Here is a 16,857-nt window from a genome sequence, read left to right as displayed (position 1 = left end):
TCAACAATCATATGATAGATGCCTGGTAAAAATAAAAAAAGAAAAAAGTAATTTTACTTAAGTTGAATTAATTCGGCCTGCCCAATAGGTGGAATGCTTCTGGTCAATGCCGGACCAAAGAAAACCCTGACATTCATTCCTTCTTTTAGATTCTCTGAATCAAAAAGACCTCCATTTGGATCCACTATGACTGTTTCTTCAGATATCACAAATTTAATTCCTTCTGTATATCCTGAGTTGCTTATTTCCTCACTTTCAAGCAGGAGCATTGGATAAGAAGCCCCATCTTCGAGTGAAGATATGGTTCCATTGAAGCTGCTAAGAGGTTCGGATTCTTCGTTGCTTTCTGGGGATGTTCCCTCTTTAACAAAAAGCATTCTGTCACCATTCTCCCCTATACCGAGAACAAGCTTGCCATTGTCAATTGATACAGTTGTTACATTGCTCAATAAGGAAAGATATTGAGTATCCAGCGAATCGGTACCACAGTATACAAGTGTCATTGGTCCTGGTAATAGTGTAAGATCACTACCTTCCAGTGTGTAGGCTCCACTTCCAACGTTGCAGTCTGCTTTAATTGAGTATGTATTATCCGAGTTAAAGACAATTGTGTAGTATTCAGGATCAGGAACTACGGATTGGCTGGCAGGTTCCGTTTCAATAAGTCCTGACCATTGCCATTCAATATCAGCTACATCATTTATGGAAATGGTTTCAGTTCCCATTTCTTCGTTGTTCACATCTTCCGAATCATCAACAGTTTCAGTACAGCCGGATACTAAAAGAGTGGCTGTGGCTAAAAAGCATATGAAAAGTAAAGTAAGTATTTTTCTCGTATTTCGCATAGGTTTTTGCTCCTTGTATTCCACTATGAATTGTTGTTATTTAGCCCCTTCTTAAGCTTCGAACTGACTTGCAGTCTTTATTTTCTTTTGAAAACGATGCCATTAGCCTGTTTTAAATGGAAGTTGTGGACAACAAGGACTTCATCAGAACAGAGAGCTATTCATTGAGGGTGAAGCCATCAAGAGCTAAGAAGCTTTCAGAGAAGTTCCAGACTTGGATGAATAAAAAAGTAACCTATCAGGATAAATCAATGATATGGAGCTATGTTCCTTTGTTTAAAACAAGGGAGTTGGCTCAATTTCTGAACGGTAAAAAGAGGAAAATTGATTTTATTACTCATTCTTACATGACTGAAAGACAGGATACTGATGAGATCAGGAAGAAGATATTGAGCATTTCTTATTCTGAATGGAAGGAAATGGAATTTTCTAAGGGGACACTGCATTATATGAAAAAGAATGCTAAAGGGGATAAACCGTTTAGCCTGAATACTCATGTTAGAGAAAGATTGGATGTTTGGGAAGGGGGTTGAGAACAATGCCTTAAAAGGAAATCAATGGTTGTAAAATAATCTGATTATTTAAATTAAGTAAGATATATATACAAATGCAACCTAATTATATTAATTTATAAATAGCTATTGAGGTGATGTGAAATGTTAGAAACAATATGGGGTCTTATTGTATTAATTTCTGTCATATGGGTTATATATGATGTAGCAACTCAGAACAAAGGTCTAACTAATATAATGAAAGTGGTTTGGATACTTGCAGCATTAATATTTGGTATTCTTGGAGCAATTGCATATTACTTCCTAGGGAAGAATAAATAAGTGTTTAAAAAGTAGTTACTTTTTACTTTCTTTTTTTAATATTCACTGACACAATGTTTGTATTTTTATGCTTATTTTTAGAAGTTTATATTTTCATTGTATGAAAATTACTTTTAGAATGGAAAGAAATGGGTTTCTTAAAAGGAACTCTCCTTTACATGAAGAAGAATGCTGAAGCTGATAAGCTATTACTCTAAATACTCATGTTAGGGAAGACTGAGGATGTGAGAGAGAAGAAGTAAAATAATTGATGGTTAAAAAATTATTGAATATATATATAGTATAATTGTTATTAACAAGCCTATTTAAATAAAATAAATATGTATCAACCACAACAGAGCAATATTTGCTAATGGGATGTGGTTTAAGTGAAAAAACGATTACTTGATATTATATTTGCTTCAGATAAGAGAAAGAATGTACTACTATTGTTACAGAATGGTCCAAAAGAAATGGATGCTCTTCTCAAGTCACTGGAAACAACCAGACAAGCATTACTTCCTCAGATTAAGATCTTAGAAGAACATTATCTTGTGTTTCACTATAATGATAACTATGAACTAACAACTATTGGAAAACTGATAGCTGATGAGATGGTCCCTTTATTGAATAATATTGAGCTTTTTGATAATGATATTGATTACTGGGGAACTCATAATCTTAGTTTTATCCCTCCTCATTTGTTAAAAAGAATAGATGAAATTGGAAAATGTAAAATACTGGCGCCTTCACTACATGAAATATGCGAAATTCATGAAAATTTCCATGAGAACTCAAAAAAATCCAAATCTTTGCATGGAGTTGCTACCTCTTTCTATCCTCATTTTGTAGACTTATTTTCTGATCTTCTTTCACATAATGTAAATATATATTCAATTGTAACAACAGATCTATTCAACAAACTACGAACTCAGCATTATGACGATTTTGTAAAGATATTCAATAGTGAGTTAACCCATTTCTATATCTATACTAAAAAAATAGATTTTCTAGCTTTTGCATACAATGACTACAATCTTAGTTTAAGCCCACTTAAAGAAGAAGGTCACTTTGACTATAAACATATTTTATGTTCTAATTCAAATGCAATTCAATGGGCAAAAGAATTATTCGACTATTACCTAAAAGATTCTATTCTGGTAACTGAGATTTAGTCAGTATACACTTTTTTCCTTTATTGGTTAATTAAACATCGCCAATTAAAATTGAAAGTTCGGTTTTTTGGCGTTACCTATTACCCAATATAGCTGCGCTAAGAGTATGATTCGAACCAATGAACTGCTTTTGCTCTATCGATATTTTATTATTTCTTCACCTTACCCCCCTCGATACTCATGATAACACGATAAACTCCAACTTTTAGTGAATACAAAGGAGATTTTGGAGAGCCTTTGAGTTTTTTGACGTGTAGTGTAGGGTTCTCGTTGATTTCTTTATGATGTACTTTCCTGCAAAAATTAGAAATTGGATGCACACAGATTTTAATTTAGAGAGGTATTCCAGTGGATAAAGATGTCAGACCTTCGATAAAAGTATCAAAAAATGGCCCATACATTGCGAAAAATGTAAAAACACTCAGGAATTCAAAGGGTGTTTTCATTGACACAAAACCCGTTATGACACTTTGCAGATGTGGTGGGTCATCGAATATGCCATTCTGTGATGGAACACATGCAATGAAGGGTTTTTCCGGGGAAAAAGAAGAAGACCGTGTTCCCGACAGAGTTGAGACTTACGTCGGGAAAAATATCAGCATCTATCGTAACAGAGGTGTGTGTTGCCATGTAGGTTACTGTGTTCATAATCTGCCTTCGGTTTTCGAAAGGGGTAGAGATCCCTGGGCAGATCCGGATGCTGCAGACCCGGAAGAAATAGCAGCTCTCATCAGGTCCTGTCCTTCCGGTGCGCTGAGTTATACCATCAACGGAGAATTGCATAAGGAATACTCACAAGAACCGCAAATCTCAATTCTAAAAGATGGACCTTACAATGTTACAGGAATCAGGCTTGATGATCCCGATGGTTCAGAACCCGAAACCCAGGACCATTATTCCCTTTGCAGATGTGGAGCCTCAAAAAATAAACCATTCTGTGACGGCAGTCACTATGATGTTGAATTCAAAGATGAGAAGAATTGAATCCACTTGATCTTTGATACGGTCTTCAGAAAGAGAACGTCTTCAGAATAGGCTCAAGTGATTGTACAAATACATGATCACGTTTTTATGGCGATACATTTCGCCATTAAATAAATTTTTGCATTTCCATTACCTTACTATAAGATCACAGATCACAATAAAATGAATCTCCTGAAAAGAAAATAGGATTCAGGCATCACTTCGATACCTGCAATTCCTGTCACATTCCTTGTTGTACTGGGTGTAATTGCACTTAACGTGGAAGTCTGCTTTTTTGTACCATTCGAGGTCGAACATATCTGAAAGGTATCTCATTCCCTGTTCCAGTGCGATACGGGTTGCCTTCTTACAGCATCGGGCTCCACCGGCATCTGCGATGGAGTTAAGAGTCCTTGATGTCGCCCAGTTGGCATGTGATCTTTCTTCAGGCTTCAGGGGAGTGGCTTCCAGCAGGACACACATTGCGATTCCCACACCGACTCCTGCACCACATGTTCCGTAAAGGCCACAATAGCCACCGGGAACGTTACTTCCGCGCTTGATCGCTTCAAGAATGGGTTTTTTGTCAGTTTCACCGATATAGTTTTGGTAGGCAGCCACAAGAACTGCTGGAACAAGAGCATGGTGTTCCGGTCCATGCATATGAATACCCGGATGCTCCATTATAATCTCTGCTATCGACAACGGATCGGCAAGATATGTGGTCTTGCAGATATTCTCGATAATGGTGATTGCATCTTTAGAATGACAATTATTGCACACATAATGTTTCTCTTTGCATACGAAGTATGTCCCCTCCTCAACTCCGCAATAATAGCAGCTGGCACTTACCGGCTCACTCAGGTAATCGACATCGGTACCACAGACAAGGCAATCTGTCTTGCAACCGGGCACGTTATCTGTACTTGAAACTGAGCTCATAGGAATATGAACATCTTTCATCCCACAGACATCATTATTTGCATTTTCCTTATATCCAATATCCATTTTAATCACCTCAAATACATCTATTGATCTGCTCCTTTTTCAGAAGAGCAGGTGAACATTTCTCTTGAAAGGAACCCGGCGGTTTCCTTCAGCTCTGAACGTGATATCCTCATCAGCAAACTTACAGGCAGACGGCTGGTGATACGTTGTAACAGACCAAAACCCCTGCCTGGAATGACAAGATCCCTGTCACATTCCATTGCAAGGTATGTATCACGTGCAACAATGCTGGCATTGACCACCATCCATGAACGGAAAGCTCTGGTGTGTTCCATCCCGGCAAATGCCTTAAATCCTGTATCCTTCACTGCAGTAGGGCAGACAGCCAGCACCTTCACATTCAATCCCTTCTCTTTCAATTCGTAATTCAGTGCCCTGCTGAACTGCAATACAAAACTTTTACTGGCACCGTAAGTAGCAAAATAAGGATTTGGCTGGAAGGCCGATATTGATGACATGTTGATTATCTGTCCCTCATTCCGCTCTACCATATCCTTCAGGTAAAGACGTGTCATACGGTAGAGGTTTATCACGTGCAGTTGCAGCATATCCAGTTCCCTGTCATCGTCAATATCATTGACAAAACCGTAAGTGCCAAAACCTGCGCAGTTAACCAGCACATTGATCTGAAGGTCATGTTTCTGGGTAAATTCATATACCTTCTTTGCAGCATCCTGACTCGTTAGATCCTGCTCCAGCAGCAGTATTCGAATATCTGGATTAACGGCATGCAATTTATTTTTTGCAGATTCCAGGTCCTCTTCATTTCTATCGACCAGTACCAGATTGTAACTGTCACGTGCAAAGAGCTTTGCCAATTCCTGTCCGATACCCCCTGCTCCTCCGGTAATCAATGCAGTTCTTTTAACGGAGTTTGCATGATGAGCTTTGAAATCATTCTTACCGCTCATGGTCACATCCACCGGTACATCATTTTCACTAACCATTGGACACGGTCATTATATGGAGGGTAGATCATACTCAGTGATCCCCATTTACGATGAATTATGCTTCTCTTATTGGAAAACTCCATAAAACAATGAAATCCAAGTGACTTTCCCATGCCACTGTTATTCACTCCTCCAAAGGGCAGGTTCGGGTTGCTGTAACCGAGCATATAATCATTGATGACCGTTCCTCCGGCAGGGTTACCGTCCATGTAATACCTGATGTTATTTTTGTCATTACTGGCTATGTAGAGCATTAGTGGATTCGGATGGTTGTGGATGATTTTCTTCACCATTGACCTGTCACTGTAGCTTATTACAGGGAGCAGAGGACCGAATATCTCTTCCTGCATAATGCTCATTTCTTCTGAAATGTTATCGAGAATAGTAGGGGCAATGAAACGGTCAGTGCCATCCAGTTCACCTCCTGTCAGTACACATGCTCCTTTTTCAAGTGCATCCTCGTACAGGGAATTAAGTCGCTGGAAGTGATGGTCATTTATTATCCTGCAATAATCCGGTGATTGGTCTATACCCTTATCAGAAGGTGCATAGAACTCTTTGAGTGACGATTCGAACTCATTGATGAAGGAGTCTTTTATTGAGTCATGCAGGATGAGATAATCGGGAGTTACACAGGTCTGTCCGCAATTTATTGATTTTGCCCAAGCAAGGCGTTTTGCCATTTTAGGAATATTTGCAGTTTCATCTATGATAGCAGGTGATTTTCCTCCAAGCTCCAGGGTTACGCTACAAAGGTGCTCTGCAGCTTTGGCCATGACAATTTTTCCAACCCGTGGGCTGCCTGTGAAAAAAATATGATTGAACGGCAGTTCCAGTAGTTCACTGGCTACCGAAGCATCACCCTGAATAACAGCAACTTCGTTCCAGTCAAACAATTCCTCTATCATGTTCTTTATGTAGACAGAAGTATGGGATGAGATCTCACTGGGCTTTAACATGACAGCATTACCTGCAGCTATGGCATAGACCAGAGGAACAAGGGAGAGGTTCAGTGGGAAGTTCCAGGGTGACATAATAAGTACCACTCCCTTGGGTTCATAACGAAGGTAGGAACGGGTACCGATCAATGGTAGTGGAGTGGAGGCTTTATGGTCCCGTGCCCAATTGCTTAAATTCTTTTTCAGGTAGGCTATCTGCGTCTGAATGACTCCTACTTCAGTTGATATGACCTCTACTTCCGGCTTGCGCAGATCTTTGTACAGGGCTTTATAGAGTTCTGCAAGGTGTTTCTCATCTTTCAGATAATTATCAATGCGTAACAGACGCTCGATTCTTTCTTTTGCATCTGTAAGTGCCAATATAGGTGCAGTATTCTGCTGAAGTCTGAATATTGTTTTAATATCCGGCTGCATTGAGTTTATCACATCTTTTGTCTTTTGTAACTTATACTGAGATCAGACCAAGTAATGACAATATGTAGAAAGTAGTAAGCACAGCTGCAGCTGCTGATTCTTTTGTGTTTCTGCCACTCCTGCCTTTGCTAAGATCATTTATCGTAAGGCATACCCATAAGAGGAACACGTATCCTGCCATAAGCGATAAAAGTGAAAAGTCCGGATGTGACCATGTACCGAGTAATTCACCCGAAAGCTCTGTCAATACCGTGAAGAATCCCACAAAATAAGCAAGCCTGAACCCATTGAGTGTTCTGAAAAGCATGAATGCAAGGGCAAATTTTATGAGTATTCCTGCAAGGTCAGTGGACAGGTCAAATACAATATAATCAATGGCAAACAGTGCTGCCAGACTTATAGCTACGAAATAATTGCTATAATGGAACCATTGTTCCTTTGAATACTTTCTCTCAAAGTTCTTCCATAGATTGTGGGATGACCAGAATATTGTTCCGTAACCCGGTATCAGCCATATGGGAGAGCCACCTATGAATCCTCCGAGGTATGTAAAATATCCGTACCTGACACCAAGAATTTCATGCACATATCCGAAAACCGATGCTATGACAAGGAATATTCTGCCCTTTTCATCGGTGTTCTTCCAGAATAGTATCCAAAGAACCGAAAGTATCACTGTTGGTACTATTTCATCAACAGTATTTGTGTAATAGATCAGAACTCCGAATATCACAGAGAGCATGAACGCGGCAAAGTACTGTGCACTATTAAGAAGAAGTTTGCTTTTCTCATTAAGTGTGCTGCCAAGAGAGTAAATGGACAGGGGTAGTTGGAGATTCTGGATACCTAAAAACACTCTCAATTGGGATATCATTTTATCACTACATTTTTCACATTTTATTGAATGACCATTTAAAAAATAAAAAGGCCAGGAAGGTTAACTGGCCAGGGAAGTGTGGAGGTAGATCTGCCGTATAGAACCTGATGAACTGGTATTTGTTCAACTTAATTTCTCAGGCTTTTATCTCCCCTACCAAAGGAATAATTTCTCAGAGATGAACGTTTTTGAACATGAAAGATATCAACCGGAGAAATTATCTTTGATCTTAATATTTGTGGCTTTTAGCCATTTCGACCATTGCCTGAAGGTTGGCATTTGGTGTCTTGCTTACAATTCCGCATCCTGGACCCAGTAATCCCACTCCGGATTCCAATATACCTTTTGAGACTTTCTTGATGTCCTCTGGTGTCATTTTCCAGAGAGCACTTACAGGATCGAGGTTTCCAACGAGGACAGCACGGTCAACTTTGCTGAGGGCAGTTGCAACATCCACATTCTGGTCAACGCTGATAGCATCTACACCGGAGGATTCCATGAGTCCAAGACTTGGGGTGGTATCTCCGCAAATGTGAAGTACAGTAGCTACACCGAGTTCACGCATTGCATCGACAATTTTCTTGTGTGCAGGAACCACGAATTTCTGGTAGAACTCATCACCTATGAGCATGGCACTTGCTGTCGGATCAATGATAACCATGGTGTCTGCTCCGTTCTCAACCATTTTCTTTGCATAGGCAATGTTGAATTCAGTTGTAAGTTCCATAAGTGCAAATCCAAATTCCTCATCAGTCATAATTGCCATGAACCAATCGTCACCATTCATGTGCTGTGCAAGGGAAAAAGGACCTAGCATACTGGCCATTATTGGTAATTCATCGCCATACTTTTCTGCAAGGATCTTTATAGCATCGCAGACAACGCCAACTCTTCCATTGTTGATCTCGTAGTCTTTGAGTTTTTCGACATCCTCAATTGATTTAACAATATGTCCCACGACAGATGGCTGCTGTTCTTTTGTACCTGCTTTGATGTCACAACCAAAGAACTCAGCTTCAGCTGTAATATCGAAAGGAACACGTACAGCTTCAAAGCCTATTACGGTGTGGGCTGCTTCGGCGAGTGCTGCCATTTTTTCTGCATCCTCGTTAGCTTCCGGCCAAAATGCACCACAGGCTTCCATCTGTTCTACGGTTCCTGTTTGTGTAACAGATATAGCTGGCATTCTGTCAACAGTTTCTCCTCTTAATGCACGTGCTAATCTCTCTTTAGGTGTGTATTCATCCATTGAACTGAACTCCTATAATCGATTGAAATGTAAATTTGTAAATGTAAATATAATAATTATCAGATATTTTATTTAGATAGAAATCGTTTTTTTCAAATGAAATGTAAAGTGATTGGAACCATGGGATAATCGATAAGTTCTCCCTTAATCGATAATGATCCCAACCACTGTCCTGCAAAAATCTATTGCCTCATACTCTTGTTCACATTGCCGGCTTGATGGTTGATATGCGATTGATTCCTTTCCAGGATTGTTGGATTCCGGCAATTTTACTGTGAAGATCCAGATCTGTTCGATTGGTGCTACGATCAGATCTGCTGATCACGAGCAGGGTTGTTGTGCATTAGATTTTCTGCAGTTGTTTCATCTTAATCCCATCTGCCAGGTGCAAGAGCTTCGGCTGCTTCATGTGCCCATCTTGCAGCTTCCATTGCATCGGTCTTTGTGGCATCTGCTCCGATCTCAACTGCAAAATCAGCAGTAATAGGTGCACCACCAATGATGATCTTCATTTTATCCCTGATACCTCTGCTCTGGAGACCGTCCATAACTCTCTGCATATTGTCCATTGTTGATGTCATAAGTGTGCTCATGGATATGACATCTGCTTTGTGTTCAACAGCAGCTTCTACGAATTGCTCGATAGGTACATCTTTTCCCAGGTCAACTGCTTCAAAACCTACAGCACTCATCATTGTTTTGACAAGGTTCTTTCCGATGTCATGAACATCTCCTTCAACACTGCCAATAACGAGAACTTTTCTTGCGCCTGCACCTTCTGATTTGATGTGAGGGATGAGTACATCCATACCACCGTACATTGCATTGGAAGCCATCAAAAGATGTGGCATAAATGCCTGCTTGTTCTCGTATCTCTCGCTCATGATCTCCATGCCCTTTGCAAGACCGTTTATAACTGCGATGTAAGGGTCAATACCTTCATCCAGTGCCTTCTGAGCTAATTCAGTTGCAAGGTCTTTCTTTCCGTTAACTACAGCATCTGTCAAACCGTTGATGATCTCATTTTCTTCCATAGAATACCTCCAAATTTTTGTTATCAACGTTCAGGAATGGGGTATTACCATTTTCTGCATTCCTGCCCATTGGTTACACAAATTATTTCTGAGGTCAATAAAACAGATCTTAAAACCTGTAATTATTGACAATAAACCATTAGCTGATATGGATATATATAATAACTTGTAGTAATTAATCAAAGAATTACATATTATCAATAAGGTATTCTCAGTTCAAAATGTGGATTTTGCAAATCCGGTAATCTGGATTTATGACGTGCCGGAAAACTTCACCGGAGCAAAAAAGAAAGCCTTTGATAATATCAAAAGCATGAATAATATCACTGTGTCAAATGCCAAATCCTCATTCTCTGTCAGGAAAATCATATGGAAGCAAATTAAATGTTTCTGGCTATCTCATTAGCTCCATTAATAGCTTCCCAGACCCCTCCGGGTTCTGTCGAATCTCCGACAGAATATACTTCAATGGCAGCTTTTGCTTTGAGCAGATCGTAATAAAGTGAATCATCTGCCTGTCCTCCTATAGCAAAAATAACAAAATCTGTATCGATCAGTATCTCTTCCACCTTATCCGAGTAAAGCTCTTTTTCAAAGGGATTTTTGACATTTTCCGGAATCAATGACTTCCAGGGGGTATAAGGGTCCTTCCTGTCCCTGTTCGCTTTTATGTGGGCTTTGCCATTTGTAAACCCGATAACCTTTGAAGCATTATACACTTTGACAGGTCGTTTCAAGGTATTTTCCTTCTTACCGGAAGGTGAGCCTTTACCCATCATCATCCACAACATCTGGGCACGGTTGGCCAGCACAGTTTCAGGCATAAGTTCCTTGTTTTTGCCAACTACTGTTACGTTGATATCTTTTTCATAGGCCAGAGAGTAAGCAATCTCACAACCTATCATTCCTCCACCTATTATCAGAACATTATCAATGTTTTCAGGCAGATCCATCTCCTTATTCAAGAATTCCCTGGCTTCAATATGCCTGATAGTTTCCAGGCCTTCTATTGAAGGCAGAAAGGTTTTCATTCCGTTACAGCAGATTATCACGTCAAACTTACTTTTGATATCATCTGTCTTTATTTCCCTGTTGAATTCAACTTTAAGCCCTTCTTTTTTAAGGAGGTCTATCCGGTATTGGAGATTGTCCAGATATCTTCTGATATCATGTTTGATGGCCATTTTACTGGCTGTAAACAGTTGTCCTCCAATTCGTTCGCTTTTTTCGAAAAGGGTCACTTCATGGCCTCTTTTATGAGCTGTGATAGCCGCTTCACAGCCGGCAGGTCCTGCTCCGATTATGGCTATTTTCTTAATGATATCTGCTCTGACCAGTTTTTTTGTATCTTCAAAACCTGTGTAGGGATTTACTGAACAACAGGGATGTCCACCTTTTTTGAATGATTCTATACAGCCTTCCTGATCCCCTATACAATGGATTATCTCTTTTGCCCTGTTTTCCCTTACTTTAGCAGGCCAGTACGGATCAGCAAGAAGAGGTCTTCCGAGCATTACAAAATCTGCCCAGTTGTTATTCAGTACCTCTTCAGCTTTTTCAGGCTTCCCCAGTTTTCCCACAGCTACTACTTTTGCATCGATATTTTCCTGCCTGAAAAAATCTTTTAATCTTCCAGCCATTTCCCTGGCATAAACAGCATCGTCAAAATAGGCTGGTGGATGAGGCCAGAACCAGTTGTCGTAGCAGCCTTTATCAACATCAAAAGCATCGACTCCGGCTTCATGGAGTGCCTTGCAGAACTGCAATCCTTCTTCAATTGTCCTTTCTTTTCCACGAAAACGTCTTTTGAATACATTGTCTCCGTAGCTCTCCTGTAGTGCCTGTGTCAGGTCTATCCTGTACATGACAGGAAAATCTTCTCCGCAACGTTTTTTGATCTCCCTGACAACGTCGATACCGAACTGGAACTTATTCCTGTACCTGCCAAATTTTCTCCTGTTCCAGGGTGCAGAGGTTAACTGGTCCATGAGATATCCTTCGTGACCATGTATCTGTACACCATCAAATCCTGCTGTCTTCGCATTGGCTGCACTCTGACCCATCATTTTGACAATTTTCTTGATTTTACGGTCAGAAAGTGGCAGATGAGGAACCTGTGGAATGTAAAAATTTCTATTCCATGAAGCTGATCTCAATATCTTTCCTTTCAATGCAGGTTCAGGGGACCCTACTCTCCCAAGGCCTGCGGATAATTGGATAAATATCTTTGAGCCATAAGGTTTCACAGCTGCTGTAAGATCTCTCCAGCCGCTAAGACGGGTTCTCGATGAACCATCTATGCGGGGAAAATAAGTTGTGTTGTTCTCTTCTGTAAGGGTAGGGTCTATACCATAAGAAACAGGGACAAGGCCTGTGATCAATAGACCTGTTCCTCCCTTTGCCCTTTCGATGAAATACTCTATCATCTTGTCGAGGGGACGGCCATTTTGGTCAGCCATATTGATATTACCAATAGGTGCCATGATAATTCTATTTTTCAGTTTGCATTTGCCGATATTACTCGTTTCAAATAGTTTTTCAAATGCCATTTATCCCTCATAATTGATTATTTCTGACAAGATACTACTGTTTTTTCGGCCATTTTGTAATAAAAGAGTAACAGAATGAATATCGAATTATCTTTACAATATAGTTTCCAGTATTTTGTAGGGTTAGAAATATGGATACATCCGTCTTTTATATTTAATGTAGATGTTATGTTCATAGCTTTGATTAAATCAAAGCCATTGTTTTTTGTTCAATTGATGATTTCCTGTGCTTACTTGATTTTTCTTAATAATTTGTTATATATATCTCGGTATTGAAACTCATACTAGCAGTCAAAAAGGTGAAAAAAAGATGTTAGATGAGAAAAGATATATTGACGACCTGAAACGTGATGAACGGTATTCTTTTGAACTGCAAAGAAAAGGAGTTAATAAGAGCTTCTACGATGCGAATCGAATGCTTCTTTGCCCGGAATGCGGTAAATCTTTCAACCTGTTCTACTCAAGAGCAAAAATATGTGCAGGATGCCCAAGTTTAATAAGGGGATGTGAACGTGCCTGTTGTACACACTGCCATACTGAGTTCCCACTGACAAATTTCATGTCAAAAAGCGCTACAAGAACGACGTCTAACTACATTGGTTCTGTAATAAAAAGATACCATAGTACTTTCGGTGAAAGGCCGGGTCAGTAAAGACCAGGTTCAGAATGCTAAAAACGATCGATGTTATATTATTCATATTATTCACAGATTGGTTGTATTTGATTGGATAAAAAATCTAATTTCACCAAAAATGAGGCAAGTGATCTTACCATGAAAACAGAATTGATAAGTACAGTATTCCTATCGGAAAAGAGGAAAAATACCCTTATCATGTTAATGGATGGGCCAGCAACAATTGATGACATAAAAAAGTCTATAAATGGCACTACCAGCGCAATTATGGCTCAGGTAAAAATACTTATTGAGCAGGGCCTGATCGAACAAAAGGACGATGAGTACAGGCTAACTCATATCGGTAGAATTATTTTGAAAAAGATAAAACCATTGATAGAAGCACTAAATGTTGTTGAGGATAATAAGGATTTTTGGGAAAGTCGTGATCTGGGTGCAGTACCTGATCCTTTGCTGGACAGAATTGGCGATCTTGGAGAGATAATGATACATGAACCAGATCTCAACCATCTTTTCGAACCACCAAAAGAGTTGCTTACAAGCCTTAAACAGACAAAGAACGTGTGTACATTCTATTCATATTTTTGTCCTACATGCCCTTATAATTATGCTGAACTGGCAAAAAAAGAAGTGAACTACAATCTGATCCTTACCAGACCTGTATATGAAAGATTAAGGGATGAGTATACTGAACAGTATAACGCAATTATGAATTCCCAGAATTCTCACTTATTTGTATGTGAAGAAGATATCATAAAACCAGGTGCAATCTCTGTAACTGATAATCTCCTTTTGCTCTCTTTCTTTAACAAGAAGGGTTTGTTTGACCACAAAAAGGTTATCAGTTTCCATAAAAGTGCACGACAATGGGGTCAGGATTTCTTTTATCATTACAGGCAACTTGCAGAACAGGTTAAGTAAGTATTTTATATCTGTTCTTCTATATTCTATTTGTCCAGTGGGAATTTAATGCATGGCAGTATTCATGCTTTTGATTAAATCAAAGGCTTTAATAGTTCTTTAGTCTCTGTCTTCCTGCAAGCCTGTGATTCTGAATTTCTCATTTTCTAAATCTACAGTTTGAATTGAAAACGAGTTATTGATAATATTATTATCTTTAATTGATAACCATAGGTTATTATATATGCTTTTACCTGATACTGTGATTTGTACGACACCTGTCCGTTATGGACAGAGAAAGTGTAGATGCACAAAGATAATTTCACAGTTAACGGGTCTACTAAATCTACCTCCATAATTTAAGTTCAACCCCTGGGAATCTTACCAAATACCATTTCTCAATAACTGTGCGATGTTTATACCACCATCTACACGCTTTGCAGGATCTCTCCACATTATTAATGATCCTGCAAAGTAAATGTTTATTCTCACTTTTACTGAAAATATTAATTGTCCTCTTTCAATTAATTACTTTACCTGAAACTTCAGGCCAAATATCAGAATACCGTTTCGATTAAATCAATCGTATTATTTTAATTATTGCTGTTGTTTTATCAATCGTATTATTTTCATTCGGGACATTGATTATATCGCCGCCTCTTATTTTTTGTTCGAATTCGTTATTTATAGTTATTTTACAGATTATTTCTATGCATAATCGCATTGACAATTGACTATCAATAATTCAGATTTTAAAATAATAGGAGGAATTTGTTTGTATGGAATTGCATTAGATCTGGGAACAAGTGGATTTAGATTGCAGCTTTTGGATCTCAAAACCAAAGGCATCATAAAAACAGTGATGACAATGAGACACCCCCTGCCAGGAGGAAACGTCATCGATCACCTGGGTTTTGCAATTCAGGTAGGTCAGGATAGTGCGAATGAGATAATGACCCATACAATTCACAAAATGCTTGATGAATTGCATATCCCTCTTAGCATGATAGAGAAAATGGCTGTATGTGGTAATCCTATTCAGCTATCCCTTTTTCAGAATATAGAAATAAGAGACCTTGCCTATGCCGGTAAGAATATGCAAAGAAGGCTGGGTATTGAAAATGTAAAAAGAGGTCTGATGATCTACAAGGGTAGCGAAATGTTTGGCAAAGATTCCGGTCTGGATGAATGTGAAATAATCGTGCTGCCATCGATAGAGCATGAAATAGGAGCTGATGCCCTTGCTATGATGGTCAAGACCGACTTCATCAACCAGGATGATATAGCAATTGTAACAGACTACGGGACAAATGCTGAAATGGCTTTGAAGGTCGGTGACCGTATCGTTACCTGTAGTGCAGCAGCAGGACCTTCTATAGAAGGGCAGGGTATCAAATGCGGAATGCTTGCAAGTCCGGGTGCTGTTTCCGATGTGAATGAAGAGGATGGTTTCTGGAGAGTAACCGTACTGGATGAGAATATGGGACCCGGAAAAGGTGACCTTATAGATCCGGTAACAGGGATTATTATCGAAAAGGGTGAAGTTCAGCCCAGGGGAATTACCGGAACCGGTGTGATCTCTGCAATCTCACTTGCAATCAGTACCGGCCTGATCAAAAAACTACCGGAATTGCCTACTGGAAAACTTGTTCTGGGTGAGGGTATTTTCCTTACGGATGAAGATATTGCAGAGGCTGGAAAAGCCATAGGTGCCATAAGGGCTGCACACCTGACACTGCTTATAGAATCCGGTGTAAAATATGAAGACCTGAAGTACATGTACATGTCAGGTGCATCAGGCACATATGTTGATGCTGCCAAGGGAAGAACGATAGGCCTTTCTCCAATTTTCTCCAAAGAGATAGTCCAGTTTGGAAATACATCTCTGGAACTTGCAAGGGACGTTGTCCTTGGGAACTACAAACTCCAGGAGATAGTTGATCTTGCTGACAGGATAAAAGCAGATCATATTATGCTGGCTTCCAATGAGACTTTTAAGAATATATATGCATGTGAGCTCTCTTACTGGACCGAGGGTATGCAGGCTGAAATGTACAATGATTTCCTTGAAGCATACGGCTTGCCAAGACTACCTGATGTCACTCATGTTCCAACGATTGAACAGAGGGTTAACAAGGATATTGAAGATACCGGATACCAGGGTCTGGCAATACTAAAAGATTTCGATATGTTAATTGAAGAGGAATCTAATGGATGTATGCAATGCCTGATGTGTGAGCGTGAATGTCCTGAAAAAGCCATACACGTGGTTCCCAAGAACGGACACATATATGTGGATTACACCGCACACCTTTGTCTGGGTATGAGCTGCAAGAGGTGTATTGGTGCATGTCCTGTAAAAGCTATAAATTACAGGCAAATAAGGGCTGTTTCTGCCGGGGATCTGTCTGTTGTATGATCCTCTACAATATTTTTTTTAAATTTGCATTTGTGTAAGAACAATTTGAAATCAATATAATGAATGGTT

The 16,857-nt window shown here is 39.5% G+C and carries 15 protein-coding genes; 7 read left to right on the top strand and 8 right to left on the bottom strand.

What is annotated here, in order from left to right; translation table 11 throughout:
• Positions 1 to 53: 53 nt before the first annotated feature.
• Complete coding sequence (locus RE476_RS04225) at positions 54 to 845, bottom strand: META domain-containing protein (protein WP_309309160.1); 792 nt, start codon at positions 843 to 845, stop codon at positions 54 to 56.
• A gap of 116 nt (positions 846 to 961) precedes the next feature.
• Between RE476_RS04225 and RE476_RS04220 the strand changes: the two genes are divergently transcribed.
• The 4 genes from RE476_RS04220 (at position 962) to RE476_RS04205 (ending at position 3,816) form a co-directional block, all read left to right on the top strand.
• Complete coding sequence (locus RE476_RS04220) at positions 962 to 1,378, top strand: CRISPR-associated protein Cas1 (protein ID WP_309309159.1); 417 nt, start codon at positions 962 to 964, stop codon at positions 1,376 to 1,378.
• A gap of 123 nt (positions 1,379 to 1,501) precedes the next feature.
• Positions 1,502 to 1,678: a PLDc N-terminal domain-containing protein gene (locus RE476_RS04215; protein ID WP_309309158.1), complete on the top strand. Its 177-nt coding sequence runs from the start codon at positions 1,502 to 1,504 to the stop codon at positions 1,676 to 1,678.
• 368 nt (positions 1,679 to 2,046) lie between these two features.
• Complete coding sequence (locus RE476_RS04210; protein ID WP_309309157.1) at positions 2,047 to 2,832, top strand: helix-turn-helix transcriptional regulator; 786 nt, start codon at positions 2,047 to 2,049, stop codon at positions 2,830 to 2,832.
• A 348-nt stretch (positions 2,833 to 3,180) separates the two neighbouring features.
• Positions 3,181 to 3,816 (top strand): CDGSH iron-sulfur domain-containing protein, encoded by a 636-nt coding sequence (locus tag RE476_RS04205; protein WP_309309156.1) that lies wholly within the window; start codon positions 3,181 to 3,183, stop codon positions 3,814 to 3,816.
• A 189-nt stretch (positions 3,817 to 4,005) separates the two neighbouring features.
• Here RE476_RS04205 and RE476_RS04200 read toward each other — a convergent pair whose 3' ends face one another.
• The 7 genes from RE476_RS04200 to RE476_RS04170 form a co-directional block, all read right to left on the bottom strand.
• Positions 4,006 to 4,803 carry a DUF5714 domain-containing protein gene (locus RE476_RS04200; protein ID WP_309309155.1) on the bottom strand — a complete coding sequence of 266 codons (798 nt, stop codon included), beginning with the start codon at positions 4,801 to 4,803 and terminating at the stop codon, positions 4,006 to 4,008.
• Positions 4,804 to 4,823: 20 nt separating this feature from the next.
• Positions 4,824 to 5,750: an SDR family NAD(P)-dependent oxidoreductase gene (locus tag RE476_RS04195; RefSeq protein ID WP_309309154.1), complete on the bottom strand. Its 927-nt coding sequence runs from the start codon at positions 5,748 to 5,750 to the stop codon at positions 4,824 to 4,826.
• Positions 5,717 to 7,126 carry an aldehyde dehydrogenase family protein gene (locus RE476_RS04190; RefSeq protein WP_406600978.1) on the bottom strand — a complete coding sequence of 470 codons (1,410 nt, stop codon included), beginning with the start codon at positions 7,124 to 7,126 and terminating at the stop codon, positions 5,717 to 5,719. Before RE476_RS04190 ends, RE476_RS04195 begins: the two co-directional genes overlap by 34 nt.
• 31 nt (positions 7,127 to 7,157) lie before the next feature.
• Positions 7,158 to 8,000 carry a hypothetical protein gene (locus tag RE476_RS04185; protein WP_309309152.1) on the bottom strand — a complete coding sequence of 281 codons (843 nt, stop codon included), beginning with the start codon at positions 7,998 to 8,000 and terminating at the stop codon, positions 7,158 to 7,160.
• A 232-nt stretch (positions 8,001 to 8,232) separates the two neighbouring features.
• On the bottom strand, positions 8,233 to 9,252 hold the full coding sequence (gene mtbA, locus RE476_RS04180; protein WP_309309151.1) for a methylcobamide:CoM methyltransferase MtbA: 1,020 nt from the start codon (positions 9,250 to 9,252) through the stop codon (positions 8,233 to 8,235).
• A gap of 368 nt (positions 9,253 to 9,620) precedes the next feature.
• Entirely contained in the window at positions 9,621 to 10,286 is a 666-nt protein-coding gene (locus RE476_RS04175) for a corrinoid protein (RefSeq protein WP_309309150.1), read from the bottom strand.
• Positions 10,287 to 10,666: 380 nt separating this feature from the next.
• A complete protein-coding gene (locus tag RE476_RS04170; RefSeq protein ID WP_309309149.1) occupies positions 10,667 to 12,835 on the bottom strand; it encodes an oxidoreductase in 2,169 nt (722 codons plus the stop codon).
• A gap of 310 nt (positions 12,836 to 13,145) precedes the next feature.
• Here RE476_RS04170 and RE476_RS04165 point away from each other — a divergent pair, with 310 nt between their 5' ends.
• The 3 genes from RE476_RS04165 (at position 13,146) to RE476_RS04155 (ending at position 16,788) form a co-directional block, all read left to right on the top strand.
• Positions 13,146 to 13,487, top strand: a complete 342-nt coding sequence (locus RE476_RS04165) for a hypothetical protein (protein ID WP_309309148.1) — start codon at positions 13,146 to 13,148, stop codon at positions 13,485 to 13,487.
• A 120-nt stretch (positions 13,488 to 13,607) separates the two neighbouring features.
• Complete coding sequence (locus RE476_RS04160) at positions 13,608 to 14,390, top strand: helix-turn-helix transcriptional regulator (RefSeq protein WP_309309147.1); 783 nt, start codon at positions 13,608 to 13,610, stop codon at positions 14,388 to 14,390.
• A gap of 754 nt (positions 14,391 to 15,144) precedes the next feature.
• Positions 15,145 to 16,788, top strand: coding sequence for a methylamine methyltransferase corrinoid protein reductive activase (locus RE476_RS04155; RefSeq protein WP_309309146.1), 1,644 nt, complete (start codon positions 15,145 to 15,147; stop codon positions 16,786 to 16,788).
• The last annotated feature ends 69 nt before the right edge of the window (positions 16,789 to 16,857 follow it).

The organism is Methanolobus mangrovi, assembly GCF_031312535.1.
Taxonomy (GTDB): domain Archaea; phylum Halobacteriota; class Methanosarcinia; order Methanosarcinales; family Methanosarcinaceae; genus Methanolobus; species Methanolobus mangrovi.
The sequence above is the reverse complement of the archived record's forward strand: the minus strand, read 5'-3'. Positions and strand labels throughout refer to the sequence as shown.

Excerpts from the sequence above, each read along its gene's own strand:
- RE476_RS04215 (WP_309309158.1), top strand. The coding sequence starts at position 1,502 with ATGTTAGAAACAATATGGGGTCTTATTGTATTAATTTCTGTCATATGG.
- RE476_RS04190 (WP_406600978.1), bottom strand. The coding sequence starts at position 7,126 with ATGCAGCCGGATATTAAAACAATATTCAGACTTCAGCAGAATACTGCA.
- RE476_RS04220 (WP_309309159.1), top strand. The coding sequence starts at position 962 with ATGGAAGTTGTGGACAACAAGGACTTCATCAGAACAGAGAGCTATTCA.
- RE476_RS04175 (WP_309309150.1), bottom strand. The coding sequence starts at position 10,286 with ATGGAAGAAAATGAGATCATCAACGGTTTGACAGATGCTGTAGTTAAC.
- RE476_RS04200 (WP_309309155.1), bottom strand. The coding sequence starts at position 4,803 with ATGGATATTGGATATAAGGAAAATGCAAATAATGATGTCTGTGGGATG.
- RE476_RS04185 (WP_309309152.1), bottom strand. The coding sequence starts at position 8,000 with ATGATATCCCAATTGAGAGTGTTTTTAGGTATCCAGAATCTCCAACTA.
- RE476_RS04160 (WP_309309147.1), top strand. The coding sequence starts at position 13,608 with ATGAAAACAGAATTGATAAGTACAGTATTCCTATCGGAAAAGAGGAAA.
- RE476_RS04195 (WP_309309154.1), bottom strand. The coding sequence starts at position 5,750 with ATGGTTAGTGAAAATGATGTACCGGTGGATGTGACCATGAGCGGTAAG.
- RE476_RS04165 (WP_309309148.1), top strand. The coding sequence starts at position 13,146 with ATGTTAGATGAGAAAAGATATATTGACGACCTGAAACGTGATGAACGG.
- mtbA (WP_309309151.1), bottom strand. The coding sequence starts at position 9,252 with ATGGATGAATACACACCTAAAGAGAGATTAGCACGTGCATTAAGAGGA.
- RE476_RS04170 (WP_309309149.1), bottom strand. The coding sequence starts at position 12,835 with ATGGCATTTGAAAAACTATTTGAAACGAGTAATATCGGCAAATGCAAA.
- RE476_RS04225 (WP_309309160.1), bottom strand. The coding sequence starts at position 845 with ATGCGAAATACGAGAAAAATACTTACTTTACTTTTCATATGCTTTTTA.